21 protein-coding genes are annotated in these 25,143 nt (G+C 34.2%); 12 read left to right on the top strand and 9 right to left on the bottom strand.

The annotated features are described in order from the left end of the window. Positions 1–42 precede the first annotated feature (42 nt). The gene (locus WBG07_RS08570) at positions 43–243 is read right to left on the bottom strand and encodes a dodecin family protein (RefSeq protein WP_340200361.1); all 201 of its coding nucleotides are present in this window, start codon (positions 241–243) and stop codon (positions 43–45) included. A gap of 203 nt (positions 244–446) precedes the next feature. Here WBG07_RS08570 and WBG07_RS08565 point away from each other — a divergent pair, with 203 nt between their 5' ends. Then, entirely contained in the window at positions 447–2,696 is a 2,250-nt protein-coding gene (locus WBG07_RS08565) for an inorganic phosphate transporter (RefSeq protein ID WP_340200359.1), read from the top strand. Between the two features lie 33 nt (positions 2,697–2,729). On the opposite strand, the gene WBG07_RS08560 is transcribed toward WBG07_RS08565, so the two are convergent. Then, a complete protein-coding gene (locus tag WBG07_RS08560) occupies positions 2,730–3,656 on the bottom strand; it encodes a NifU family protein (RefSeq protein WP_340200357.1) in 927 nt (308 codons plus the stop codon). A 78-nt stretch (positions 3,657–3,734) separates the two neighbouring features. Here WBG07_RS08560 and WBG07_RS08555 point away from each other — a divergent pair, with 78 nt between their 5' ends. Continuing rightward, positions 3,735–6,101 carry a choice-of-anchor L domain-containing protein gene (locus WBG07_RS08555; RefSeq protein WP_340200355.1) on the top strand — a complete coding sequence of 789 codons (2,367 nt, stop codon included), beginning with the start codon at positions 3,735–3,737 and terminating at the stop codon, positions 6,099–6,101. Between the two features lie 2 nt (positions 6,102–6,103). Further along, positions 6,104–7,096: a PorP/SprF family type IX secretion system membrane protein gene (locus WBG07_RS08550; protein ID WP_340200353.1), complete on the top strand. Its 993-nt coding sequence runs from the start codon at positions 6,104–6,106 to the stop codon at positions 7,094–7,096. A gap of 72 nt (positions 7,097–7,168) precedes the next feature. Here WBG07_RS08550 and WBG07_RS08545 read toward each other — a convergent pair whose 3' ends face one another. Continuing rightward, positions 7,169–8,335: a vWA domain-containing protein gene (locus tag WBG07_RS08545; protein WP_340200351.1), complete on the bottom strand. Its 1,167-nt coding sequence runs from the start codon at positions 8,333–8,335 to the stop codon at positions 7,169–7,171. Positions 8,336–8,557: 222 nt separating this feature from the next. On the opposite strand from WBG07_RS08545, the gene WBG07_RS08540 reads away from it, so the two are divergent. The 4 genes from WBG07_RS08540 to fabD are packed head-to-tail and all read left to right on the top strand — an operon-like array spanning position 8,558 to position 12,983. Continuing rightward, complete coding sequence (locus WBG07_RS08540) at positions 8,558–10,759, top strand: histidine kinase (protein WP_340200349.1); 2,202 nt, start codon at positions 8,558–8,560, stop codon at positions 10,757–10,759. 12 nt (positions 10,760–10,771) lie between these two features. Continuing rightward, on the top strand, positions 10,772–11,497 hold the full coding sequence (locus tag WBG07_RS08535; RefSeq protein ID WP_340200348.1) for a LytR/AlgR family response regulator transcription factor: 726 nt from the start codon (positions 10,772–10,774) through the stop codon (positions 11,495–11,497). A gap of 42 nt (positions 11,498–11,539) precedes the next feature. Beyond that, positions 11,540–12,058, top strand: coding sequence for a gamma carbonic anhydrase family protein (locus WBG07_RS08530; RefSeq protein WP_340200346.1), 519 nt, complete (start codon positions 11,540–11,542; stop codon positions 12,056–12,058). A 43-nt stretch (positions 12,059–12,101) separates the two neighbouring features. Beyond that, a complete protein-coding gene (gene fabD / locus WBG07_RS08525; protein WP_340200344.1) occupies positions 12,102–12,983 on the top strand; it encodes an ACP S-malonyltransferase in 882 nt (293 codons plus the stop codon). A 493-nt stretch (positions 12,984–13,476) separates the two neighbouring features. On the opposite strand, the gene WBG07_RS08520 is transcribed toward fabD, so the two are convergent. Next, positions 13,477–14,211 carry a bacteriorhodopsin-like gene (locus tag WBG07_RS08520; RefSeq protein ID WP_340200341.1) on the bottom strand — a complete coding sequence of 245 codons (735 nt, stop codon included), beginning with the start codon at positions 14,209–14,211 and terminating at the stop codon, positions 13,477–13,479. A gap of 103 nt (positions 14,212–14,314) precedes the next feature. Here WBG07_RS08520 and WBG07_RS08515 point away from each other — a divergent pair, with 103 nt between their 5' ends. Further along, a complete protein-coding gene (locus tag WBG07_RS08515) occupies positions 14,315–15,193 on the top strand; it encodes a Brp/Blh family beta-carotene 15,15'-dioxygenase (RefSeq protein WP_340200339.1) in 879 nt (292 codons plus the stop codon). A 59-nt stretch (positions 15,194–15,252) separates the two neighbouring features. On the opposite strand, the gene WBG07_RS08510 is transcribed toward WBG07_RS08515, so the two are convergent. After that, positions 15,253–16,386, bottom strand: a complete 1,134-nt coding sequence (locus tag WBG07_RS08510; protein ID WP_340200337.1) for a GAF domain-containing protein — start codon at positions 16,384–16,386, stop codon at positions 15,253–15,255. A 358-nt stretch (positions 16,387–16,744) separates the two neighbouring features. On the opposite strand from WBG07_RS08510, the gene WBG07_RS08505 reads away from it, so the two are divergent. The 4 genes from WBG07_RS08505 (at position 16,745) to WBG07_RS08490 (ending at position 20,185) form a co-directional block, all read left to right on the top strand. Then, positions 16,745–18,259 (top strand): family 20 glycosylhydrolase, encoded by a 1,515-nt coding sequence (locus WBG07_RS08505; protein ID WP_340200335.1) that lies wholly within the window; start codon positions 16,745–16,747, stop codon positions 18,257–18,259. A gap of 249 nt (positions 18,260–18,508) precedes the next feature. Next, positions 18,509–18,637, top strand: a complete 129-nt coding sequence (locus WBG07_RS08500) for a hypothetical protein (protein ID WP_340200334.1) — start codon at positions 18,509–18,511, stop codon at positions 18,635–18,637. Between the two features lie 116 nt (positions 18,638–18,753). Then, complete coding sequence (locus WBG07_RS08495; RefSeq protein WP_340200332.1) at positions 18,754–19,332, top strand: hypothetical protein; 579 nt, start codon at positions 18,754–18,756, stop codon at positions 19,330–19,332. A 295-nt stretch (positions 19,333–19,627) separates the two neighbouring features. Next, entirely contained in the window at positions 19,628–20,185 is a 558-nt protein-coding gene (locus WBG07_RS08490) for a PsbP-related protein (RefSeq protein WP_340200331.1), read from the top strand. Between the two features lie 143 nt (positions 20,186–20,328). On the opposite strand, the gene WBG07_RS08485 is transcribed toward WBG07_RS08490, so the two are convergent. The 4 genes from WBG07_RS08485 to WBG07_RS08470 form a co-directional block, all read right to left on the bottom strand. Continuing rightward, positions 20,329–20,655, bottom strand: a complete 327-nt coding sequence (locus tag WBG07_RS08485) for a cupin domain-containing protein (RefSeq protein WP_340200330.1) — start codon at positions 20,653–20,655, stop codon at positions 20,329–20,331. 70 nt (positions 20,656–20,725) lie between these two features. Next, positions 20,726–21,193, bottom strand: coding sequence for a hypothetical protein (locus tag WBG07_RS08480; RefSeq protein WP_340200329.1), 468 nt, complete (start codon positions 21,191–21,193; stop codon positions 20,726–20,728). Between the two features lie 80 nt (positions 21,194–21,273). Continuing rightward, positions 21,274–23,166, bottom strand: coding sequence for a M61 family metallopeptidase (locus WBG07_RS08475; protein ID WP_340200328.1), 1,893 nt, complete (start codon positions 23,164–23,166; stop codon positions 21,274–21,276). 123 nt (positions 23,167–23,289) lie between these two features. Then, the gene (locus tag WBG07_RS08470) at positions 23,290–25,059 is read right to left on the bottom strand and encodes a Na/Pi cotransporter family protein (protein ID WP_340200327.1); all 1,770 of its coding nucleotides are present in this window, start codon (positions 25,057–25,059) and stop codon (positions 23,290–23,292) included. Positions 25,060–25,143: the final 84 nt, after the last annotated feature.

Genomic DNA, 25,143 nt, shown 5'->3' with positions numbered 1-25,143 from the left:
AAAAAAGCGCCTTTTTAGGCGCTTTAGGAATTTTTTAATTTGTTATTTAACTTCAAAGGTGATCTTTACGTTCACACGAAATTCTGTAACATCATCTCCGTCTACAATTGCACTTTGCTCTTGTACGTATACGGATTTTATATTATTGATAGACTTTCCTGCTTGTTTGACTGCTTTTCTGGTAGCATCTTCCCAACTTTCGTTTGAGTTAGATAATACTTCAATTACTTTTAATACTGCCATTTTATAGGGTTTTTAGTGTTAAATATGCAAGACTAAAAGTAGGGTATTTTTTTTAGTTTTAAAAGTTTATTTTAGCATCGAAAATAGAAAAGACAAAGGCGAATTATAGGAAGTTGATAAGTGAATAATGTTTTGGTAACAATTATTTAACCCTTGTTTGATTAAGTTAACAGACTTTTGCTTTTTAAATTTAGATTCCATTTATGGAGCAGGTTTACATGTTTATGATTTTTGCATTGTTTACCCTTGCAATTATTGATTTGGTAGTAGGTGTAAGTAATGATGCTGTCAATTTCTTAAATTCAGCCATTGGTTCTAAGGCTGTATCTCTTAGAACTATTATGATAGTGGCAAGTATAGGAATTGCTATAGGAGCGGTCTTTTCTAGCGGTATGATGGAGGTAGCACGAAAAGGCATCTTTAATCCTGGCGAATTTATTTTTGAAGAAATCATGATCATTTTTATGGCGGTTATGATTACCGATATCTTGTTGTTAGATCTTTTCAACTCAATGGGATTGCCTACTTCAACTACCGTTTCTATTGTATTTGAACTCTTAGGAGCTTCAGTAGCCATTGCAATGATTCAAATTTATCAAGATGATGCATCTGTTTCCGAATTGGTGCGCTACATTAATTCTAGTCAGGCAATAGAAATCATAAGAGGAATTTTTCTTTCTGTGCTAATAGCATTTGGAATAGGATCCATTATTCAATATATATCCCGTTTAATCTTTACTTTTCAGTTTGAGAGAAATCTTAAGTATACAGGAGGGATTTTTGGAGGCGTATCTTTAACTGCCATTACATATTTTATTCTTATTAAGGGTTTAAAGGGAGTGTCTTTTATTAAACCAGAAACCTTAGATTGGGTAGACGCTAATAAATTAATCATCCTTCTTACAAGTTTTATATGCCTGACTGTCTTATCTCAAATTTATATATCACTTTTTAAAGGAAATATTTTAAGGGTCATTATTATCATTGGCACCTTTGCGCTTGCGATGGCATTTGCTGGAAATGATCTGGTAAACTTTATTGGGGTTCCAATAGCGGCATGGCAGTCTTATACCTTATGGCTGGAATCTGGTATGGACACTCAAATGTCAATGAGTTCATTATCTGGTGCTGTGCGTACACCCTCTTATTTGCTGTTTATTGCAGGAGGCATTATGGTGGTAACTTTATGGTTTTCCAAAAAAGCGCGTTCTGTTGTAGAAACCGGAATTAATTTATCAAGACAAGGAGAAGGTAAAGAAAAATTTAATCCTAACCTTTTGTCTAGACTTATCGTAAGAGCTACTGTAAACCTAAGCAATGGAGTAGAGTTTATTTTACCAAATAGTTTTGTTAAAAAATTAGATAGCCGTTTTCAAAAAACTATAGAAAAGAAGGGAAAAAAAATAGATGAACCTGCATTTGATTTCGTGAGAGCATCTGTTAATCTGGTAGTTGCCAGTATACTTATATCCATAGGTACTTCACTTAAATTACCTTTGTCAACCACCTATGTAACCTTTATGGTAGCTATGGGCTCATCTTTAGCAGATAAGGCTTGGGGGAGGGAAAGTGCGGTCTTTAGAGTGGCAGGAGTTTTAAATGTAATAGGAGGTTGGTTTGTAACCGCTTTGGTAGCATTTATAGCAGCAGCTACCTTTGCATCGGTAATTTACTATGGAGGAATTTATGCTGTTGTTGGTTTATTATTATTAGCAGCGGTACTTTTAATTCGCAGCTTTGTGGTCTACAAAAAATCAGAAAAAGAAAAGAATGAGAATCGTAAGTTTGATAGAACAGATCTTATAACCATTAATGAGATTATTACTGAAAGTTCCGATAATATATCTAATGTTATCAAAAGAATTAATAAGCTCTATAGTGAAGTAGTTGATAATATTGGGCTACAAGATTTAGGAAAGCTAAAAAAGAACAAAAAAAGTCTTAAAAAACTGGAAACTGTAGTAGATGAACTGAAAGATGAGATTTTTTATTTTATAAAGTCTCTGGATGATTCTTCTGTGGAAGCTAGTAAATTTTACATTCTTATTCTAGATTATCTTCAAGACATGTCTCAATCAATTGGCTATATTGTAAAAAGTAGCTATGGGCATGTAAACAATAATCACAAAAAGCTAAAGTTTAATCAAATTAGAGACCTTAAAGGTATAGATATTGAATTACAGGTATTGTTTGATAGGGTGGAAGAGACATTTAATAATGAATCTTTTGAAAAGATAAATGCAATTATAGATGAGAAGCAGCAATTAATTAATCATGTTTCTCAACTTATTCAAAAGCAAATAGAGCGAATTCGCTCTACGGAAACCAGTCCCAAGAATACTAAATTATACTTTGGCTTATTATTAGAAACAAAAGATTTAATTTCAGCTACTATGAATCTACTGCAATTATTTCAGGAATTTCATAACGATTATAAAAAGGTAGTAAACTAGAAACAAGGAGCTTTAAAGCTCCTTGTTTTAGCTTTATCCATTAAGAGCAACAACTTCATTTACTTTATCCTGAAGCATACTTTTAAGCATTGTTTCAATACCATTTTTCAGCGTGAACGTTGAAGATGGACAACCGCTGCACGCTCCTTGTAAAATTACTTTTACAATTTTGTTCTCGCTGTCATAAGACTCAAACATAATATTTCCCCCATCACTTGCCACAGCGGGTTTAATATACTCTTCAAGAATATTTACAATTTGTTGAGAAGTCTCATCTAATTCTTCTAGGGGAATAGCAGAAACTCCAGGTTGTTTCGCTTGTCCTGCTACAGGGGCAGCAACACTTTTTGCATTTCCTGTCACCACTTTGCCTCCTTGGGCAATGTGGGAAGTAATAAACTCCCGTATTTCCATAGTAATATCATTCCAGTCTGCTACATCATATTTGGTTACAGATAAGTAGTTCTCATCCAAGAAAACTTCTTTTATAAAGGGAAAGTTAAACAAAGCTTTTGCTAATGGCGATTCTGTTGCTTCGTCAATATTCTTAAATTCAAAGATTTCAGGTACTAATATTTTGTTTGCTACAAATTTCATTACCGCCGGATTAGGAGTGCTTTCTGCATAAACAGTAATAGGCACTTTTTTGACATCCGTTTTTATGGTTTCAACAACCGCAGGTTGTCCTTGATTCAAATAGGCTTCTATTTGTTCTGCTACTTCTTCCTGCACATCTTTCCATTCTACAATATTGTAGCGTTCTATCCCTATAAAGTTTCCAGAAATAAATACGGTTTTAACAAAAGGAAGGTAAAAAAGTTGTTGTGCAAGGGGAGAATTACCAGCCTCATCTATATTTTTATACTCGTAACTTTGTTGTTCAGTAAGAAATTTATTCGCTTCAAACTTGATGATAGAAGGGTTATTTGTAGGCTCTATTTTGAGCGTAATTTTCTCCATTTATTTAAATTTTTTTCAAAATTACAAAAAGATAAAGGGAGTTTTTAATATATTTACATCCCAGACCCCAAATTTAACATGAAAAAACTTTGTTATATACTTGTTTTTTTCACGGCCAACCTATATTGTCAAATTACCGTAGACGACTCTTCGTTTTCTACACAACAGTTGGTTGAGAATGTTCTTGTCAATAGTCCTTGTGCTATCACTTCTAATTTTAGCAGCAAGACAGGTACGGCTGTAGGTATTAACGGAATAGGATATTTTCAAAATTCTGGTACTTCTTTTCCTTTTGCTAATGGTATTGTGCTGAGCACAGGAAAAGCTAGCGCTGTACCAGGTCCAAATGTAGACAGTCATACCGGTGATGGAATTGGCGCTGCATGGTTTGGGGATTCAGATTTAGAAACAATTACCGGAACAACAAATACACAGAATGCATCTTATATTAAGTTTGATTTTGTACCGTATGCCAATACTATAAGTTTTGATTTTCTCTTTGCTTCTGAAGAATATTTGTTAGATTTTCCATGTAGATTTTCAGATGTTTTTGCATTCATATTAACAGATTCCAATGGGGTGTCTACCAATCTTGCAGTAATACCTGGCACCAATATACCTGTAAAGGTAACAGAGATTCACGAAGCGATTGCGGGAACCAGTGGTTGTCCTGCAAAAAACGAAGCTTATTTTGATCAATATAATAATCCTATTAACTCTGCTATAAGTTTAAATGGAAACACAGTAGCAATGACTGCTTTTTCCGAAGTTACACCAGGAGAGCAATACTCCATTAAATTAGTTATTGCCGATGCAGAAGACGGTAACTATGACTCTGCTGTTTTTATTAACGGGGGTAGTTTTGAAGTGAATGCAGATTTAGGAGAAGACAGAACTATTGCCAATGGAAATGCAGTTTGTCCTAATACATCTGTTGTTCTGGATGCTAATATTTTTGGCACCTCAACTTATGCTTGGTATAAAGATGGCAACCTTTTGGCAGGTGAAACAGCAGCTACTTTGGAGGTGACAGATTCAGGTACATACCGTCTTGAGTTTAACGCCAATGGGGGTTGTATTGGCTCTGATGAAATTAGAATTGAGTATGCAAATCCTACCGTTTTTGTAGCGCCTAGTCCTATTGAAGTGTGCAGCCCAGAAGGCAATAACTCAGAAACAGTTAATTTAACATTACGAGAGGCGCAAATACAGAATGGAGATACCAGCCTTAGTTTTGCATACTTTGAGTCACAAACAGATGTAACTGCGAATAATCCAATATTAAATCCCACCTCCTATAAAAATATAACGAATCCTCAAACTGTAATAGTAGAAATTACGTCAAGTTTGGGCTGTAAGACCTATACAGATCTGGAAGTAATCATCAATCAATTTCCCGCTATCAACTTGAATCCTGCTGTTTATGAGCAATGTGATGATGATAATGATGGGAGCGCTTTATTTGATCTGGATTCTCGTAGAGGAAATATATTAAATGGAGCCGTAGGTGTGGATCTCTATTTTTATAGAGATAGAAGTGCCGCAGCAGACGGACTGGTATCGGAAAGAATAAATAATACCAACGCTTTCAGGAATGAAAGAATACTGGAACAAGAAATCTATGTACGAGCGGAAGCTTTTGGAAATACCTGTTCAGTAATATTTCCTTTGGTGCTGCGTGTTTTGCAATTACCATCTTTAACATTACAAGAAAACTATATTTTATGTCTTGATACTTTTGGTAATCCTCAATTACCTTTATCTAAAATAGATACAGGTCTTTCAGATGTTAACTTTATGTTTACTTGGTATCGAGGAGCTGTAGAAGATGTATCACAAATAATCACAGGAGAAACTGGCGGATCTTATGCCTATGATGCCGAAGGTACTTACACGGTAAAAATTGCTAGTGTAGTCTCTAATTGCGAGATAACCTTAACAACTCAAGTAATAGCTTCTAGGCCACCGGAAACATTAACGGTTACATTAGAGTCGAGTCCCTTTTCGGGAAATAATACCATTACCGCAATCACTACCGGATCTGGAAACTATTACTATTCATTAAACAATAGTGAACCCCAAAGTTCAGGTATTTTTACAAATGTTTCACCCGGTAATTATACCGTTGCTGCTTTTGATGAATATGGTTGTGGGGTTCTTACAGAAGATATCATCGTTTTAGGTTATATGCGTTTTTTCACTCCTAATGGTGATGGCGTAAATGATTTTTGGGATACCACATCATTTTCTTCTTTATCAAGATTAGAAATTCATATATTTGACAGGTTCGGAAAACTTTTGAAAGTACTTAACCAGAACAATAGAAGCTGGGATGGTACGTTTAATGGAAGTATGGTTCCCTCTGGCGACTATTGGTTTCAAGCAAGTTTTGTTGAAAACAATGTTCAACAAACGGTCAAAGGGCACTTTGCCTTAAAACGTTGATAATGAAAAAAGCTTTATTCTTATTTATTATATCTCTCCTTAGTTTTACAACATATTCACAAGAAGGGCTCCCTGTATATTTTGATTATTTATCAGATAACTATTATCTAATACATCCTGCAATGGCAGGAGTAGGACAAGGTGGCAAGGTAAGACTAACGGCAAGAAAGCAATGGTTTGATGTTGAAGAAGCACCAAGTCTTCAAACGCTAAATGCACATGTGCGTTTAGGAGACAGAAGCGGAGTAGGAGCAATACTTTTTAACGACCAAAATGGATATCATTCTCAAACAGGAATTAAACTAACCTATGCCCACCACTTGTTATTCTCAAGAAATATGGTAGACCTAAATCAATTATCTTTCGGGATGAGCGTTGGTTTGGTTCAAAGTAATCTTGATGAAACAGAATTCGCTTCTTTTTTTCCAGATCCTATAATTAATGGCACAGATAATAGTGTAAGCTATTTTAATGTAGACATAGGGATGTCTTATAATTTTCTGGAATTCTATGCTCATTTCACAGTTCAAAATGCATTAGGAACGGGAAGAGATTTATACACCGCTCAAGAATTTGATAACCTAAGAAGATATTTACTTTCTGCTGGGTATGTATTTGGAAAAAGTGATTGGCAATTTGAACCCTCCTTTTTATTTCAGGCCACAGAGTTTACCGAAGAAAAAACAATAGATTTCAACGCTAAAGTATATAAAGACGTACCCTTTGGTAAAGTATGGGCTGGATTATCTTATAGAACAAGCTTTGACGGAGCAGCATTTAATGAGGTTGGGGGTTTATCAGAACAAAAACTTCAACTAATAACACCCATTTTAGGAGTTAATTACAAAAAATTCATGTTTGCCTATACATATTCATATCAAACCGGCGATATACGTATAGACAGTGGAGGTTTTCATCAAATTACCTTAGGATATAATTTCTTAGGTTCAGATGAAAAACCATATGATTGCGTGTGCCCAGCTGTAAATTATTAGATAGAAAAAAAGCGTACTACACGCTTTTTTTCTATCTACACTTTTTAAAATACTACTGTTTTAACACCTTTTTTATTTTTTCCAATTATAATTTTTAAGGGCTGCTTGTTTTTTAATGGCTCTAATCATAGCATTTTCAAGACCGCTTTTTCCAGTTTCTTTACTTTTATTTGCAATATAACTTGTACGCTTTTTACTTAATTCTTGTATTCTTGTCTGTACTGTTTTGCGTTCATTTGTTTTTGTTTTTATATAGCTTTTTATTTCTGCATCACTTTTCCCTTGCAAGGTGGCAGGGAGTTCTTCTTCCTTCAATTCAGAAACTTCAAAGTCTTCGTTCTCCGCAGCATCCACTAAATCCCAACTACTATTTTTATAGAGTCTAGAGCTTTTGCTAACCGCTCTTTTTAATTTTACTTCTTGATTTATAGAAGCTGCATTTGCATCTTGTTCTGCTTGCATACTCATTTTAGAACTTCCCCTTTTACCATAAGGCACATAGGTTTTGTTAAGTTTTCTATTAAGAATTAGAATTTCGTCGTCATAAGGGGTGATTATTTGAACAATTTTACGATTATGGTCAATAGCCATATATTCCCCCTTAGTACGGATAGCACCATCTTTCCATTTGCCTTGAATTCCCTGTTCGTAATTGCCACAAAAAATAGTATTTACAATTACATCTTTTTCTATAGCATTGGTAGTTGCATCTGCATAGTTAACTTGTCCTTGTGTAAAAGGTTCATTACCTGCAATAAACAACATTCTCAGTGCATCTTTGTTTTTACCCCAAGACAATTGTTTTAAAGCGGTCTGAATAACCTGTCCGCAAAATTCTTCTCCTCCATTAGTAGTTAAAGAAAAGAGCTTCTCAGAAATATCATCTAAATCATTTGTAAAGCCTATTACCTGTTTAATGTATCCTTCTTCAGAAGAAAGTCTATCATTACCATACTCGTATATGGCAATTTCTAACTCAGGGGCTATATGTTCACATCTTGCATAAGAAAGTTCATTTACAATATCCCACAATTGTGCTTTTGCTTGATTAATAAGCCCATCCATACTATTGCTAGTATCTAACAACAAAGCTACCTGAATTGTTTTTTTATCTGGTTTTGGAGTAACAGCTTCTGCTATAAGGGTAGTGCCGTTTTCTTTGTTGTGCTTACATGCATACGTTTGCAAAGTACCGCCTGCAATCAATAATAATACGAGGGTTTTAAATGCTGTTTTCATTGTCTTGTTTTTTCGCTTTTGTATGATATAAAAGTATGGAGGTCTTTTTTGTATTAAAAGTAGGAATAAGGCAAAAAGGTATATCAATACGTGAACGCCCCCTTTGAATGAGTGAGGTAGCAAATGCAACTTTGTTTTTTTCTATTTAGAGTCTTTTAGGGAACAAGCGTATTTTATTTTATGATATAAAGTATGTAAGTTTAACTTCTAATTACTGAAGAGATGCGTTTTTACATTAGCATATTGGTATTCTTGTTGTGCACCCTCTGCGTTTATGCACAGCCCAATGCTATGGGGCCATATTTTCAAATCAAAGGTTCCGTAAAAGGACAAAATAATTACGAACCTATTAGTGGTGTAGATGTATACGTTTTGGGAGGAGCACAAACCCGTACTAACTATCTAGGAGAGTTCACTATTAAAGTTCATGTAAATGATATACTTGTAATTAGTAGCCCTGAGTTTAAGACTGTACGCTACACCATAAAAAATAAAGAAGATATAGATGTATTAGTAAAAGGCTATCAGTTTTCTTCAGTACAAAAAGAATCCAAAAGTAGATCAAGACAGGATTTTCATAAGAAATGGGTAGACTCTGCTGTTTATTTTAAAAGAAAAGACATTGATAAGAGTATTGGATTTATTGAAAAATCTTTACAATCTTTGGGGAAAAGAGGAGATGACGAGAAGAGCGCACTCTCATTTAAGACACTTGGCGATATTTATAGCTATTATAAACAATATGATTTAGCTATAAGTAATTACAAAACATCTCTAAATCTTTTTAACACACTAGATGCCCGTATTCAATTAGCAAAAAACTTATTGTTAAATTCAGAAACAGAGGCAGCACTTTCTGAGTTCAATGGACTTATTAAATCAGCTGAGCTTTCTGCCTTCCAAAAGGTTGTTGTCTATGAAGGATTGGGAGACGTATACCGCACTAAGAAAAACCTAAATGCAGCCATTGAAAATTATCAAAAAGGACTTGGATTAGCAAATAAAAACCTAATAAAGCCTAAAATTACAGATCTTAATTCTAAGATTGCAAAGGTCTATTCAGTTAGTAATGATGTGGCCGAGGCAGAGGGTTTTTATAGTAATTCATTAGAACTTGCTAAAAAGGAAAATCCAAAAAGGTCTTTGCAAGAGCAGGAAAGGGTAGCAGATTTTTATAACGAAAAGAATTTATATGATAAGGAGATTAAACTTCGAAAGGAAACCTTAGAGAGTGCTCGGAAGCTCAAAAGAGCTGCTACTGCTCCTGCTACTCAAAAAGCATCTGTAGAAGAAGATAGTATTACCACACAAAAAATAAATTACAAAATTGCTAATGCATTTATAGCTCAAGACAAATATGATGAAGCCATTCCTTATCTGGAAGAAAGTATTGCAGAGGCAGATGAAGAAGATGATTTAATTGTGCAAAAAGATGCTACGAGAAGATTATCTGAGGTGTATAGAACGGTAGGAGACTATTACAAAGCTTTAGAGAGCTATCAAAATTATGTAAAGTTGGTAGACAGCCTCTACGTAAAGAAGGAACAAGAAATTTCAAGAGCGAGTCGTTTTAGCAGAGATGTAGCTAACAAACAAAATAGAATAAGTAGTCTAGAAAAAGACCGAGAACTTAGTGTAAGTAAGTTTGAACTTGCCATAAAAGACCAACAACTCATTAAGGAAAGCAACAAACGACAAAAGATAATTATTTACTCTCTTATCTTCGGAATGTTTTTACTTGCTTTGGTAGCCATTCTTTCCTACAGAACCAACCAACAACAAAAGCTTAGTAACAATTTGCTTGCATTAAAATCTTTACGGTCTCAAATGAATCCGCACTTTATTTTTAATGCTTTGAATTCGGTAAATACATTTATTGCTAGGAGTGATGAACGAAGTGCAAATAGATACCTTACTGATTTTTCTGCTTTAATGAGAGCAGTTCTTGAAAACTCTGAAGAAGATTTTATTCCGTTATCTAAAGAAATTGAATTGTTAAAACTATATACCAAGCTTGAACATTCCCGTTTTGAAGAAAAGTTTGATTATGAAATTAACATTGATACTAAAGTAAAAGTAGCGGATTTTCAGATTCCGCCCATGCTGTTACAACCTTACATTGAAAATGCCATTTGGCATGGATTAAGATATAAAAAAGAGAAAGGACATTTAAAAATAAACGTTGTTCAGCCTGATATAGAAACCGTACAAATAAGTATAGAAGATAATGGTATTGGTAGGAGAAAATCTCAGGAGCTAAAGACAGAAAACCAGAAAAAACAAAAATCAAAAGGAATGGGTAATATTAAAAAACGTATTGCCATTCTTAATGATATGTATAAGGATAAAATAGATGTATCTATTGAAGATTTAAGCAGTAAAGCTTTTGGAACACGTGTAATTCTAACACTTAAAAAAGATTAAAAAGACTAAACTATGCAATTAAAAGCAATTATAGTTGAAGATGAAGCCAACAGTAGAGAAATTTTAGGTAATTATATTCAAAAATATTGCCCAGGTATTGAGGTGACAGGTGAAGCAGCAAACATAGAAGATGCATTGATCCTTATTAAAAAAAACCAACCAGAATTAGTGTTTTTGGATGTAGAAATGCCTTTTGGAAACGCCTTTGATCTTTTAGAAAAAATTGGCACTCGAGATTTTGACATTATTTTTGTGACCGCCTATGACCATTATGCAAAAGATGCATTAAACCATCACGCCTCGTATTATCTCACTAAACCTATTTCAATTGATGAGCTTATTAAAGCAACAGATTATGTATTAGAGACCAGAAGAAAGGAAGATAGCCTCTCTGATAAAATACTCACTTCCACAAGAACTATTAATGGTAAAATAACCATCCCACAGTTAGACGGCTTTGAGGTAATTGAAATAGCCAATATTCAGTACTGTAAAGCAGACGATAATTATACAGAAATACATTTAGAGAATAAAAAAATTCTGGTAAGTAAAACATTAAAATATTTTGAAGAAGCACTTTCTGATTTTCCGTTTGCCCGCATTCATAAATCCTATTTGGTAAATGTGGGAAGTATTGTAAAATATAAAAAGGGTAAAGGTGGTAGTGTTTTATTAAATAATGGCAAGGAACTGTTAGTTTCGGCTTCAAGAAAACAGGAATTACTTTCCTTTTTTTGATTTATCAAAACAAAATAATATATAATCAATTCAATTTTATTTATGATTATTAAAGAAGTGAATGGTAAAACACCAGTGTTTGGAGATAATTGCTTCCTTGCAGAAACATCGGTAGTAGTAGGGGATGTAGTTACTGGTAATGATTGCAGTATTTGGTTTCATGCTGTACTAAGGGGTGATGTACATTATATTAAGATAGGTAATAAGGTGAATGTACAAGATGGGGCTATTATACATTGTACCTATCAAAAGTCTCCTACTAACATTGGAAACAATGTAAGTATTGGTCATAATGCCATTGTGCATGGTTGCACCATACATGACAATGTTTTGATTGGTATGGGAAGTATTGTAATGGATGATTGTATTATTGAGAGCAATAGTATTATTGCAGCAGGTGCAGTAGTAATCAAAGGTACAAAAGTTGCTTCAGGGTCGGTTTATGCCGGTGTGCCAGCTAAAAAAGTAAAGGATATAAGCCCAGAGCTTGTTTTGGGAGAGATAAACAGAATTGCTGATAATTACATAAAGTACGCTTCTTGGTTTCAAGAAAAACCATAAAATAATTAATGCTTACTTTTGCCGGAAATTAAACTCTTTATTAATGAAAGCATATGTATTTCCCGGACAGGGTGCACAATTTGCAGGCATGGGAGCAGACCTTTATAAGCAAGATTCTCACGCAAAAGAACTTTTTGATCGGGCAAATGAAATTCTTGGATTTTCAATAACGGATATTATGTTTAATGGCACTGCAGAAGATTTGCAGAAAACAAGCGTAACCCAACCTGCAGTCTTTTTGCATTCGGTAGTATTTGGAACCGTGATGGGAAAAAAATTTCAGGCAGATATGGTGGCTGGTCATTCCTTAGGTGAAATTTCAGCCTTAGTTGCCAACGACACCCTCAGTTTTAAAGACGGGTTAGAGTTGGTTTCTAAACGAGCTAGCGCCATGCAAAAAGCCTGTGAGATGAATCCCGGAGCTATGGCGGCCGTTTTAGGATTGCCTTATAAAACAGTTGAAGAAATTTGTGCTAGCACACCAGGTGTGGTTACTCCGGCAAATTATAATTGTCCAGGACAATTAGTGATTTCTGGAGAACTAAAAGCAGTGAATACAGCCTGTGAATCTTTAAAAGAGGCAGGAGCGCGTCGTGCCATGTTATTAAAAGTAGGTGGTGCGTTTCATTCTTCATTAATGGAACCTGCAAGAGAAGAATTAGCAGTAGCCATTCAAAATGTAGAGTTCAGAAAACCTAGCTGTCCTATCTATCAGAATGTCACTACTACAGCAGTAACAGATCCTAAAGAAATTCAAAAGAATTTAATGCAGCAATTAACAGCTCCAGTAAAATGGATGCAAAGTGTACAACAAATGATAGCTGACGGGGCAACAAGTTTTACAGAGATAGGCCCAGGAGCAGTATTACAGGGTCTTGTAAAGAAAATTGATTCAGAAATAGAAGTTGCTATGGCGACCGTTTAAATTATTCCACATTATATAACTACAGACTAAATCCCTCTTATTAAGGGGGATTTTTTCTGTTTACAGCTTTTTATGTGAGTAAACGGGATTCTTTAAAACAATTCACTCTAACTAATAAACCTAAGTTCGATGTAAAAAGAACTACTTTTTCTATGGATTTTTTTCTTTTCCCCACGCCGCCTGGCTGCTTCACTAAAAACAGCTACTAGCTGTTTTCTTTATTTTCACCCCTGTGCGACCAAAGAAAATGAAAGTAATAATCTAAAAATAAGAATGTTAGATTAAAATAGTGTAAAAATTTTGAAACTGTATTATATGGAGGTTATATCGAACGCACGTTAAGTAGATATGTTAAGAATTAGATAAGCGCTTATAGCATTTGTTATCTTCCTGATTTAAATTAGATACTTTTAAAGTATGAGTAAAGAAAAAGGCTGCCTGAAAAGGCAGCCTTAAACTATAGTTGTTAACTATTAAATTTTAAAAAAAAATATTATTTGTCTGAAGAAGCAGATGCAGCAAGACTGTAAACTACCAATCCAAATCCTATTTTATTAATGGCGTCTCCAATATTATAAATCACATCAAGATCTAAACCTCCAAAAATACCTTCATACCAACCTGGTGTTCCAGCCATATATCCTATAGGATAAATAGCCCACCCTACTAATACAAACCAACATAAGGTTTTGTGAGCTTTCAATACTGCTCCTCCGGCAGATTCTGCCAATTTTTTGGCTTGACCAATCCAAATATCGTATACAATAATAAAGTATGCAATACCAGAAATAAGTCCCCATATCCAAGCAGCATCTCTGTAAACTGCTTCTCCAAGATAGCCAGTTACAAGCATTACTACAGATAGGAAGATTAGTCGCCACATTAAAGACTTCTTCGCACCAGCTACTTTTAAGATAAGGTAAAATTCAACGCACATTAGCGGCACTGTTAATATCCAGTCTACATATCTAAAAAATGTAGGTGACTCTCCAAAGCTCGCCCAGTAATCTCGCATATACCAATAATGTACAGCAGCAATAAAAGTAATTAATCCTGATACTAAGATTGAAGTTCTCCATTTTTTATCAAAACCGTTCATTGATAAAAAGAAGAATACAGAAGCGGCCATCATAGCCATACAACCTACAAAGAAGGTAAAGCCAACATAATCGTCGGGAGCTAGCTTTGAAACCAATAAAATTGAGTTAGTTAAAAATTGTGATATCATAATGAATGAATTTAGTTTTGTTTAAGTAAATTTACGAAAACTTAAACATAAAATTCTAATTTTATGTATATTTTTTTATTAATTTCACAAAAATTTAAGGTTCATGCCTTCAAATTATAAGAATTTTACAATTGTAACTACCTTTTTCGCCCTTTGGTTAGCTGTTTCTTTTGAGCAACAAACAGAGGATTTTTTAGCGTATATGCTTATTTTTTCATTTGGAATACTGCACGGTGCTAATGATCTAAAGCTCGTTCAAAGTTTGCACGGAGGAAGAAAATCTATTAGTTTTTTTAAAACCGCAATCTATTATATACTGATAGTAGGTGTGGGGGTAATTTTATTCTATTTTATACCAGTATTTGGTTTGGCAGTATTTATTTTGTTTAGTGGGTATCATTTTGGAGAACAGCATTTGGAAAAGATATTTAAAAAAAGATCACCTTTACGAGGCTCGGCTTTTTTGAGTTATGGAATGCTCATTCTTTTTCTATTATTTTTGGCTAATCCTGATGAAGTATCATTAATTATTAAAGATATGACAGGCATTTATTTGAATGCCACAGTATATGAGTACAGTTTTGCGGTTTGCTTGCTTATTTTTAGTGGTTGCTCATTTGCGCTTATATCTGTTAAAGAAAATTATAAAATCTTTATTAAAGAGGTTTTTTATATTGTTGTTTTCTTTGTAGTATTTAAAACGGCTTCATTACTTTGGGCGTTCTCCATTTATTTTATTCTGTGGCATTCTTTACCTTCATTAATAGACCAGATAATTTATTTATACGGAAGCTTTAACAAAAAAAGTATATGGATGTATTTAAAGTCTTCTCTCTTTACATGGATAATATCTTTGGTAGGACTAGGGATACTTTATCTAATATTTAATAGTGAAGAAAAGCTTTTTTTATCTGTTTTCTTTTCTTTTCTAGCGGCCATTACTTTTCCACATGTGTTAGTGATGAGCAAATTAAGAAAGTAGATTATTCTAAAGTCCATTTACAAAAAGGATAGGTTTAAAAACTTTTATCCACTATTTGGCTAGTTTATTTTTATTTTTTTCTGAATCTCGTAGTATGCTTTATTTAAATTAATAATATGTGCATCCATTTCTTCAGAGACTGTTTTAATATGCCCAATATATTCTTTGAGAGATGCTTGATCTAAATTATCTTCTTCAATAGCATCAGTTAAGCCTAGCAAAGTAGCTACGGGCTTTCGTAATACATGAGAAATATCAAATAATATCTTTTCCAAAACTCTTATATATTCTTTGCGCTGCGTAATATCTTGAAAAGTACCATACCAGATTACATTGCCATTCTCCAGTCTTTCGGGTTTTGCTTTACTAGCATGCCAAGATATTTTTCCATCATTTTGTATTACGCGGTATTCTTCATTCCAGTTAGAGAGGTTTTCAAAAGAAACTTGGATGCTTTCCTTTACTGCCGGTAAGTCATCTGGATGAATAATTTCTAAAATTTTCTCGGGCGCGTTTTTTAGAACGTCTGGATCAAGATTAGTATGTATGTTTGTAAGTCCCTCACTAACAAAAGAAAAATGCAACTTTCCTTTAGGGCTAATTTCCATTTGGTAAATAGCTCCAGGTACTTGATCTGATAGTTTTTTTAATCTTGAAGCACTCAACGCAATCGTGTCACTTTGACTCATTAAAAGCTTGCGCATTTCAAGATAACCCATCACCTTTTTGGCTAATAGCTTTAATGCTTTTATTTTAGAATCGGCAAATTGACGAGGTTTATTATCCATTACACATAAAGTTCCCAATACATTTCCTTTAGAAGTGGTTAAAGGCGCACCAGCATAAAATCTAATGGAAGGTTCATCTATGACAAAAGGATTGTCTTTAAAACGTTCGTCATGCAAAGGATCATCAACTACTAAGACTTCATGCGGACTATTTAATGCATGCTGGCAAAAAGAAATCTGCTTAGGAGTCTCAGCAATATCAACCCCAACTTTAGATTTAAACCATTGTCTTTTGTCATCAATAAAAGTAATTAAAGATATAGGGGTCTCAAACAAATACGATGCGATTTGCGTAAGCTCATCCAGTTCTTGTTCCTCGGGAGTATCAAGAATACGGTAACTTTTAAGTTCTTGCAAGCGATCCATTTGTAAAGGATTAATATTTGTTTTTTCTAGTATTGTCATTGAGGCTTTCAATAATTATGTATTCAACGAATGTACATAATTTCAAAAAAAAAGATTTGTGGTTTAACCGTATAATATTAGATTGAACAAATTTCAATAAATACGTTACACTTTATAAGGAAAATTCTTAATTTATTTTTTGTCCTTAAGTACTCATATTTGTTTATAATATCAGGAATTTTAATTTTGCAATTAACCAAATAAGTAGGTCTTATTTTTATTTGCATTTTCCCAAATAAAAGCCGTAATTCCCTTGAGAAATTATGATTTTTATATGACTTCTTTTTTTCGCCGTATATGGTTTTTAATTGTATGTCTTACTATAGGCATCTATTCTTGTACTCTAAAAACAACAACAATGAAAGCCAAACCAAGCCCGCCTGCACCTTTTAGTTTGGAAGAAGCTCCTTTTATTCCAATGCCAGCTGAAATAGTTACAGATTCGGGAAGTTTTGCACTTAGTTCTTCTACAGGTATGTCCAATATTGGATTAGATAAAGAACTGTTCTTTATAACCGATTATCTTACCAGAGAAATCAATGCTAAAACAAGTATTAACTTTCCAGCCATTCGTAAAAATACATCGTTACTATCTAATTCCATTCATATAAAGTTGAACAAAGACACGCTTAATAATGCTCTGGAAGCATATCAATTACATATTACGCCAGATACACTAACCCTTACTGCAGGTTCGCCAGAAGGAATTTTTAGAGGTGTGCAAACACTGTTACAACTTATACCTGAAGCCAAAGATAGTATACAAAGAGATTCAATTAAAACAATTTTGTTACCGTTAGGTACTATTAAAGATGCACCTGTCTTTGCATGGCGGGGAGCTATGTTAGATGTAGCTAGACATTTTTTTACCGTAGTAGAGGTTAAGCAATACATTAGGCTGCTGGCAGCCTATAAAATCAATAAATTACATTTACATCTCACAGATGATCAAGGTTGGCGCATTGCTATTGACACTTTTCCTAAACTTTCTGAAATAGGAGGTAAAACCGAAGTAGGTGGAGGAGAAGGTGGTTATTATACCAAAGCAGACTATCAAGAAATAGTTGCATTTGCTACAAAGCACTTTATTACTATTATTCCAGAAGTAGATATGCCTGGGCATACCAATGCTGCTTCTGTTGCTTATCCGTTTTTGAATGGCAACGCAAAAAAAGTAAAACCCTATACAGGTATGAAGGTAGGCTTTAGCACCTTTGATACCCGTAAAGACACAGTATATGATTTTATAGAGACGGTTATTAAAGAGATTTCTGCAATAACTCCAGGATCCTATTTTCATATTGGTGGAGATGAAAGCCATGTTACCAAAGAGAAAGACTATCGTTATTTTGTTCGTAAGGTAGAGCAGCTAGTTAAGAAGCATGGTAAACAAATGATTGGCTGGGATGAGGTTGCCAGTGTGGCGGTAGATTCTTCTACTATTGCACAATTCTGGAATAATGAGGTTAATGCAAAGAAAGCAGTAGAAAAGGGAATGAAGGTAATTCTTTCACCCGGTAAAAAAGCCTATCTAGATATGAAGTATGATAAAAATTCTCAATACGGACTTACATGGGCGGGCTATATCCCCATAGATACCGCTTATATCTGGCAACCAGAAACCTATGCAGGCATTCCATTAGAAAATATTTTAGGTATAGAAGCCCCTTTATGGTCTGAAACCATTAGTAATTTGAAAGAGTTAGAATACCTTGCTTTCCCTCGTATTTTAGGGTATGCAGAATTAGGTTGGACACGCCCAGAACTTCGTAACTGGGAAAATTATAGGGAGCGACTTGCACGCCAAGCACGTTTCCTGAAACGTAAAAAGGTGAATTTTTACAGCTCTCCTTTAATAGACTGGAATTACTAACTTATCAAAAGATCAATGTTTTATGAGTAATTTACTATAGCTTATTAAAGCAGTTTAATTTATCATCACATCTGCTCTCTGCTGAATATTACATCAAAAGTAATAGGGCGGTATCTTCAAAAGTTTGTTAATTATAAATACCATCAACTCATTTTGTGACCTATTATACCATATAATTAATCATAGAAGTTCCTATAAACTTCTTATTTTTGAGTATCTCCCTCAAAAACTAATTAAAACTTTATTATTTTGATTGGAGTTCCTTCCGCTTCCAATCTTGTTAGCTATAATATTTCTAAAGGATTAGACTTTGTTCTGGATGACCGGAAAAAAGATTTTGAAAGTCAGTTAAGAGACAATAAAGATAAATTATATTGAGATAAACCTCTCAAGACAGGCTTCTTCATAATAGAAAACAAGGTTAAATACCATACACTTTCTTAAAAAGCAGTATATTTCTTCCTCAAAAAAATAAAAATCAAACATCTAGCATCATGTGTATATTTACTTTTAAAAATCCAAGGCTCCTTTTAATAAGCGTTTTACTTTCGCTTAACTTCTCTACTGCGCAATCTGTAGAAGAAGAAGGTAATACGGTTATTGAAGCGAATTTTAGGACACTTGAAAACGAACGTTTTACTATTAGTTATCCAGAAAGTTGGAAAGCAGATGAAAGTGGTGCTAGGGGCACAGCACTGCTCTTGTTTGTACCTTCAGACCCTACGGTTGGGGGTGCGTTTAAAGATAATATTAATTTATTGATTCAGGATTTAACAGGGTATGAGCTGGATTTACAAGGATTCACTGATTTGTCTTTAAATCAATTAAAGAGTATGCTTCCTGAGGTAAAAATGCTCTCCAATGAGCGTAAGAAAATAGGCGATTATGATGTACAACAACTTATTTTTACGGCAAAACAAAAGGGGTATGATCTTAAGTTTGAACAACGGTATTGGGTAATAGGTAAAGAGGCTTACGTGCTAACGGCTACTTATCTGGAAACTAACGCAGCTGCGCAAGAACCCATGATTGTTAATGTGTTGAATACTTTTACACCTATAATACCAGAATAGCTTCATCAAGGATTTTTTTATTCATGTGAGTTTGGTATAAGAAAATTAGGTAAGTGTGAATGTTTTTTTGTGGGGAGTACTCAGAATTTTGGAGATATATTTTAGGGTGAAAGCGAAACCTTTTGAATAGTTTTTGATGCTTGGAAATATTGTACGGAATTTAAGTTGTTAAATAACTACAATTAGATGGTGCCAGACCTCAAAATGAGGTAAAAAATAGTTGTCAGTACCAAACAATTTCTTAAAAAGTAGTATCTTACTTCCTCATAATAATAAGAATCAAACCATTAGTTCCATGCGTTTATTTACTTTTAAAAATTCAGGATTCTTTTTTTTGGGCTTTTTACTTCTATTTAAGTTTTCTTATGCACAAGCTGTGGAAGATAAACTAGAAATTACGACACTCAAAAAAGCACGGTATACCATAAGTTATCCAAATAATTGGATAGCAGATGACAGTGGTGACAATGGTATAGAGCTACTTCTAAGGATACCCTCAACCAAGGGAAATACTAGATTTAATAGTAATATCAGTATCCTTATACAGGATATAACTGGATTTAATCTGGATTTGAAAGGGTATACAGATGCGTCTTTAAAGCAATTAAAAAAACGGATACCCACAATAAAAATACTCGTAAATGAACGTAAAAAAGTAGGCAGCTACCATATGCAACGTCTTATTTATTTAATCAATCAAGGTGAAGGTAATCTCAAATTTGAACAAAGGTATTGGGTAATAGGTAATCAAGCGTATGCAATAACAGCTACTTATTTGGATAAAAAAGAATCTTCTCAAGAAGCTACTATTAAGGCAGTGTTGAATACTTTTACACCTATAGTGAAAGAATAGTTCTTGTTCACAGTTTGACATGCCTTTCTTTAATGGTATGAATGTTAAAGGTTATTTATGCTTCGCATTTACCCAATTGTAAAGCGTTAGTTTTATAAATATGAGTGATGTTTCTGTATCTTGTACTTTTTGGGTAAGTAAAATCAATCTTTATTGTTAGTGTATTCTGGTCTGGAAGGAGCAAATAGGTCAAATATTTTGCAATCGGTAAGTGCAATGCCTTCATGCGTTACATCTGGTGGGATAACAAGTATTTTACCAGGTCCACAAATATAGGTTTGATCTTCTACAGTAAGCTGAAAACTTCCTTCCAACACCTGCGTTACTTGCTCATGAACATGGGAATGCCGAGGCAATACAGCTCCCTTTTTAACTTCCCACCATGCCAATGTATTATTAGCGGTATGTACAAAGCGCCCGTGAAAACCTTTAATAATTTCTTTAGGAGCTATGTTTTTTAGATCGGTCATTTTTGAAATAATTTTATTATAATTCAATCAGGAACTTCGCAAGCCCTTCATTTAGTCTTTACGCTCCCCTTTACCTTTTTTTAGCATAACTAAACTTCTCAAAGTTTTTAGGCAGTTCATTAGGTTGGGTAAGCTTATTTGATGTGATAGTAGGTTTAACTCTAATTACTTTGGTATTTTCATCTACAGCCACTTCATGGGTACTTCTCATATTGACTAGATCTATATGTAGTAACCGGATGGAGTAAGTACCTTTGTCTAGTTTAAGTACTACATATTCACTAGCTCTTAACTGCCCCATAGGCTTATCATTAATCCATACATTTAGACGCGCAGTATTGTCTGCTTTATGCAATATATTGGCACCATTATGGATGAGCACTATTCCGTTACCAAGATTTTCAAGATCTATTATTTCTGGCGGCATCGGCACAAAATCATACGAAGATGTAATAGGCTTTAGCGCACAACTGGAAGACAGTAGGAATACAAGAATTACTAAAATTCTTGAAGGTCTACTATACCATTTTAATTTCATAGTTGTATACTTAAATATAAATTTAATGAAGTTACTAAAAAAAATAATAGAGCACTAGCCCTACTATTTGATAAATTTTTTCACCCTTTTAACCAAGCGTTTCTTAATACTTTTTGAGTTTCGGTAGCATTTTCATCTTCCACAAGATATTCCATATCACTGTAAGGTTGTGTTGTTTTGGTTTTGATAGGAATAAGAACTCCATCACGTAGCAGTTCTACTTCAATATCTTGTCCTTCTTGCCATTGAAACATTTTCCCTAGAACCTGTTGTGCGGTGGCCATGGTTACTTCCTGACCATCAACTGACTTAATCACATCGTTTGCTTGAACACCTTGTGCTGCCCAGAATGTATTATTTAAGGCTTTATCTGTAAAAAAGATTTGCCCAGTTTCTCTATTTCCACCAAAAATGAATATTCCTCCTGCCTGACCGTAAGTAGCTCTTGCTTTGATATAATTTTTAGTGAGTCCGGTCATAGTGAAAAATTTATCATAATTAATGGGTGTATTGCCAACTACATGAGTATTTAGAAACTCTCCTATACTTGGATACGTTATTTCTGTAATTTCTTTTATCAGCTCATCATCTGTAAAAGGTTTGTTTTTTCCATACTTAGCGGAAAGTTCCTTTATAAGAGACAGCATGCTTCTGGTTCCATTACTTTCTTTACGCATTAAGATGTCTATACACATCCCAATTAATGCTCCTTTTTGATAAACATTTGCATAATTATTGGCGTAAGGTTGGTCTAATACTTTTTCACTCATTTGTGTGAAACTCAAAGTGTCATTGTAGTAAGTTCTTGAAAACCGTATCTTATCTTGTATTTCTTTATAGAAAGAGGCTGGTTCCACCAAGCCTTGGTTCACTTGAAAATGTTGTGCGAAGTATTCTGTAACGCCTTCATACATCCACAAATGTTTTGAAAAAGTGGGCTCATGGTAATCAAAATAATGAACATCTTCTGAGTGCACAGATAAAGGGGTTAAAATATGGAAAAATTCATGTGCCACCACATCAATAATAGATTCTGCTAATTCTTCAGGAGAATTGTCTTCTGGCAATACTACTACGGTAGAGGTATGATGTTCCAATGCACCAAATCCTTTAGGAGCCCCATCAGAGCTATCTGATAAATATAAGTAAATATCATAGCGAGGAGTGCTGTTAATAGCACCTAGATAAGCTTTTTGAGCCTCCATCATCTTAAAAGTAGTTTCTTTAAGGCTGGCTGCACTGTGTTTTTTGTTTGGTGAATAAACGCTTAAAACAATTTTAATATCACCCACCATAAATTCCTCAACATCTAATGCACCGTACATCATTGGATTATCGGTAATCTCAAAATAACGTTGAGCAAAATAGTTGCTTGTGGCTACCTTACCATCTTCTGATATGGTCATACCTTTATCTTCCAGAGCTGAGGAGCGTTTGAAATCTGCAGGCGCGGTAACAGATAAACTGTATTGATTGTTCTTTAATGAATCAAAATATCCAATAAAGCCGTGTAGATTTAATACAAAATTAGTAGATTCTATATTGGTTCCTGCAGGAGAAAAGGGAGTGTCTTTTCCAATTCCACCTTCTGTTTCCATATCATAGGTGTCATTTACATAGTATGCTATCTTGTCTAACTGTCTAGCATTGGCAATAGACCAGGTATTTACATCTTCTTTGATCACTTCTAGTTTATTACCTTGATAATCAATTGCCTCTAAGTTGTCTATATATTTTCCAAAATCACTCACTGAATAGGTGCCTTGAATAACTCTTGGGAGTCTATAAATAACGGTATCTTTAGTGAAACGCCCCGGATTAATAGTCACAGGAACTTTATCTTCTGTAACATTTATCAAATCTATAGAAGTAATAATTGGATTGTTTTTGGCAGTATCATCTATTTTTGATTTTCCTGCTCCGCAACCCACCAATAGGATACTCATTCCTATTATTAGCAAATTGTGCTTCATTATTTATGGTTTAAAATTAGTTATATGTCCACAAAGCTACTCATGTGTTACCTCCTGTAAGCTTAAATAATTGTTAAATCATACCAATAACGGCTTAAAATTTATGTCAATTTCATGTATTTATCAAATCTTAGCAAAATCTTCATGTAATAAGGTATCACTATTTATATATAATAATTCTGCGGTATCAATTAGCTTTCTGGCAATGCTGGCAACCTTGCTGCTATCATTTGCTAGAGAAGTAGCCATTTCTGGTGTAATTTTATTTTTACGAATTAGTTTATCTAGAGTGCCATCCGTTAATATATCTCTTTGTGCCACTTTTTCTTTAAGATCTTCTAATGATTGTAAATGAGCTTCTGGTTTAGATGAGTTTCTCATTAAATAAATCTCTCTAAGTATTTTGGAAACTCTATGTCTAAGTTTATCATATTCTCTTTGGATGTCTTCGTTATCAGAAAATTGATATGCCCTTACATTTTTTCGGAGTCCGCGAATATCTTTAATCGCAGCCACTATATTTCTATTGGCGATCTTGATTCGGGTAAAAGCGCTCATTTGTTCTGAGGGTAAAGAGAACTTGCTCTGTGCCAGCGTTGCATATTCAATGATCTTGCTATATATAGTTTTTACTTTTTGGTAGTAAAGCTCATCTACATCTATTACTAAATCGTCTTTAGATTTTTTAACTACTTTCTTAAGTTTTTCAGGTCCGGTAATATCATTTCTGTGTAAATTGAGACCATGTGCTACAATTTCAAATGCGGCATTTTCAAACAGACGTTTACTTTCATTGTAAAGTGCTAGTAATGCTGTTTGCGGATACGAAAGGATGCTAGGGTTGAGGTACACTGGTTGTTCAATACTTTTGTCTGGAGCTTTTTTGAAAATACGGTGTAATAGTTTGACCATAGTTTTAATAAACGGTAACATTAACAAGACTCCCAATAGGTTAAATACGGTGTGAAATATGGCAAGTTTAAAGGTGTAGTTAGTAGCCGCTATTCCCAAATAGTTAGAAATATAAGTAACTAAATGGCCAAGCTTACTAATAAAAGCTAAGGAGATAATCCCTGTAAGTACGTTAAAGATAAAGTGAGCTCCTGCCAGACGTTTCCCAGATATATTGGCACTCAATGAACCTAAAACAGCAGTTATAGTGGTGCCTACATTAGCTCCAATGGCAAGCGCTAATGAGTTATCGTAGGTAATTTGTCCTACAGCCAATGCGGTAAGAATAAGCGTCATTGCCGCACTACTGGATTGTAAAATCACCGTAATTAAAATTCCAATAATACTAAATACTATAACCCCCCAGAAGCCTTCCATTGCATAGGCTGCAAGATCAATATGATCCTTATAGATATCAAAACCATTTTTCATAAAGTGTATTCCCAAAAAGAAAAAACCAAGACCGGCAAGAATGTATCCAAAACCTTTAAAACTTTTGGTTTTTTGAAGTACAAATAGTATTCCAAAAGCAATCATTGGCATTGCGAGTGCAGATACTTGTATTTTAAGCCCAAAAACAGCTACTAGCCAAGCCGTAGCTGTAGTGCCTAGATTCGCACCAAATATGATGCCTACACCAGCGGTAAGTGTAATGAGTCCTGCACTTAAAAACGAAATAGTTATCACGCTTATCAGTGAGCTGGATTGAAGAAGGGCAGTGGTTAAAAAACCAAGACCAAGGCTTTTATAAAGTTTATTGGTAGCCTTCTTTAATAATTTTTGAAGTGCACCCTTTACAAAGGCATTAAATCCTTCTTCTAGCATAATCATACCAAAAAGTAAGATCGCAATACCTGCGGCCACTTCCTTTATTACAGGATTAATGAGGAATGTCCAGCCTAAAAGTATGAGAATAACAAAAAAAAGGTATTTTTTATACATAAAAAGCAGTCGCTAATTCAATGTTAACCAAAATGACACAAAAAAAATATGATTAAATATAGTGAAATGAATCAATCTGATTAT

Origin of the sequence: Ascidiimonas meishanensis (assembly GCF_037782385.1) — a bacterium.
GTDB classification, from domain to species: Bacteria; Bacteroidota; Bacteroidia; order Flavobacteriales; family Flavobacteriaceae; genus Ascidiimonas; species Ascidiimonas meishanensis.
Note: the sequence above shows the minus strand (reverse complement) of the source record. Positions and strands in the feature narration are given on the sequence as shown.

Bases quoted from the DNA above. Each gene is read 5' to 3' on its own strand.
- WBG07_RS08470 (WP_340200327.1), bottom strand. From the start codon at position 25,059: ATGTATAAAAAATACCTTTTTTTTGTTATTCTCATACTTTTAGGCTGG.
- WBG07_RS08535 (WP_340200348.1), top strand. From the start codon at position 10,772: ATGCAATTAAAAGCAATTATAGTTGAAGATGAAGCCAACAGTAGAGAA.
- WBG07_RS08490 (WP_340200331.1), top strand. From the start codon at position 19,628: ATGCGTTTATTTACTTTTAAAAATTCAGGATTCTTTTTTTTGGGCTTT.
- WBG07_RS08540 (WP_340200349.1), top strand. From the start codon at position 8,558: ATGCGTTTTTACATTAGCATATTGGTATTCTTGTTGTGCACCCTCTGC.
- WBG07_RS08560 (WP_340200357.1), bottom strand. From the start codon at position 3,656: ATGGAGAAAATTACGCTCAAAATAGAGCCTACAAATAACCCTTCTATC.
- WBG07_RS08510 (WP_340200337.1), bottom strand. From the start codon at position 16,386: ATGACAATACTAGAAAAAACAAATATTAATCCTTTACAAATGGATCGC.
- WBG07_RS08475 (WP_340200328.1), bottom strand. From the start codon at position 23,166: ATGAAGCACAATTTGCTAATAATAGGAATGAGTATCCTATTGGTGGGT.
- WBG07_RS08550 (WP_340200353.1), top strand. From the start codon at position 6,104: ATGAAAAAAGCTTTATTCTTATTTATTATATCTCTCCTTAGTTTTACA.
- WBG07_RS08520 (WP_340200341.1), bottom strand. From the start codon at position 14,211: ATGATATCACAATTTTTAACTAACTCAATTTTATTGGTTTCAAAGCTA.
- WBG07_RS08565 (WP_340200359.1), top strand. From the start codon at position 447: ATGGAGCAGGTTTACATGTTTATGATTTTTGCATTGTTTACCCTTGCA.
- WBG07_RS08505 (WP_340200335.1), top strand. From the start codon at position 16,745: ATGAAAGCCAAACCAAGCCCGCCTGCACCTTTTAGTTTGGAAGAAGCT.
- WBG07_RS08555 (WP_340200355.1), top strand. From the start codon at position 3,735: ATGAAAAAACTTTGTTATATACTTGTTTTTTTCACGGCCAACCTATAT.
- WBG07_RS08515 (WP_340200339.1), top strand. From the start codon at position 14,315: ATGCCTTCAAATTATAAGAATTTTACAATTGTAACTACCTTTTTCGCC.
- WBG07_RS08545 (WP_340200351.1), bottom strand. From the start codon at position 8,335: ATGAAAACAGCATTTAAAACCCTCGTATTATTATTGATTGCAGGCGGT.
- WBG07_RS08530 (WP_340200346.1), top strand. From the start codon at position 11,540: ATGATTATTAAAGAAGTGAATGGTAAAACACCAGTGTTTGGAGATAAT.
- WBG07_RS08485 (WP_340200330.1), bottom strand. From the start codon at position 20,655: ATGACCGATCTAAAAAACATAGCTCCTAAAGAAATTATTAAAGGTTTT.
- fabD (WP_340200344.1), top strand. From the start codon at position 12,102: ATGAAAGCATATGTATTTCCCGGACAGGGTGCACAATTTGCAGGCATG.
- WBG07_RS08570 (WP_340200361.1), bottom strand. From the start codon at position 243: ATGGCAGTATTAAAAGTAATTGAAGTATTATCTAACTCAAACGAAAGT.
- WBG07_RS08480 (WP_340200329.1), bottom strand. From the start codon at position 21,193: ATGAAATTAAAATGGTATAGTAGACCTTCAAGAATTTTAGTAATTCTT.
- WBG07_RS08495 (WP_340200332.1), top strand. From the start codon at position 18,754: ATGTGTATATTTACTTTTAAAAATCCAAGGCTCCTTTTAATAAGCGTT.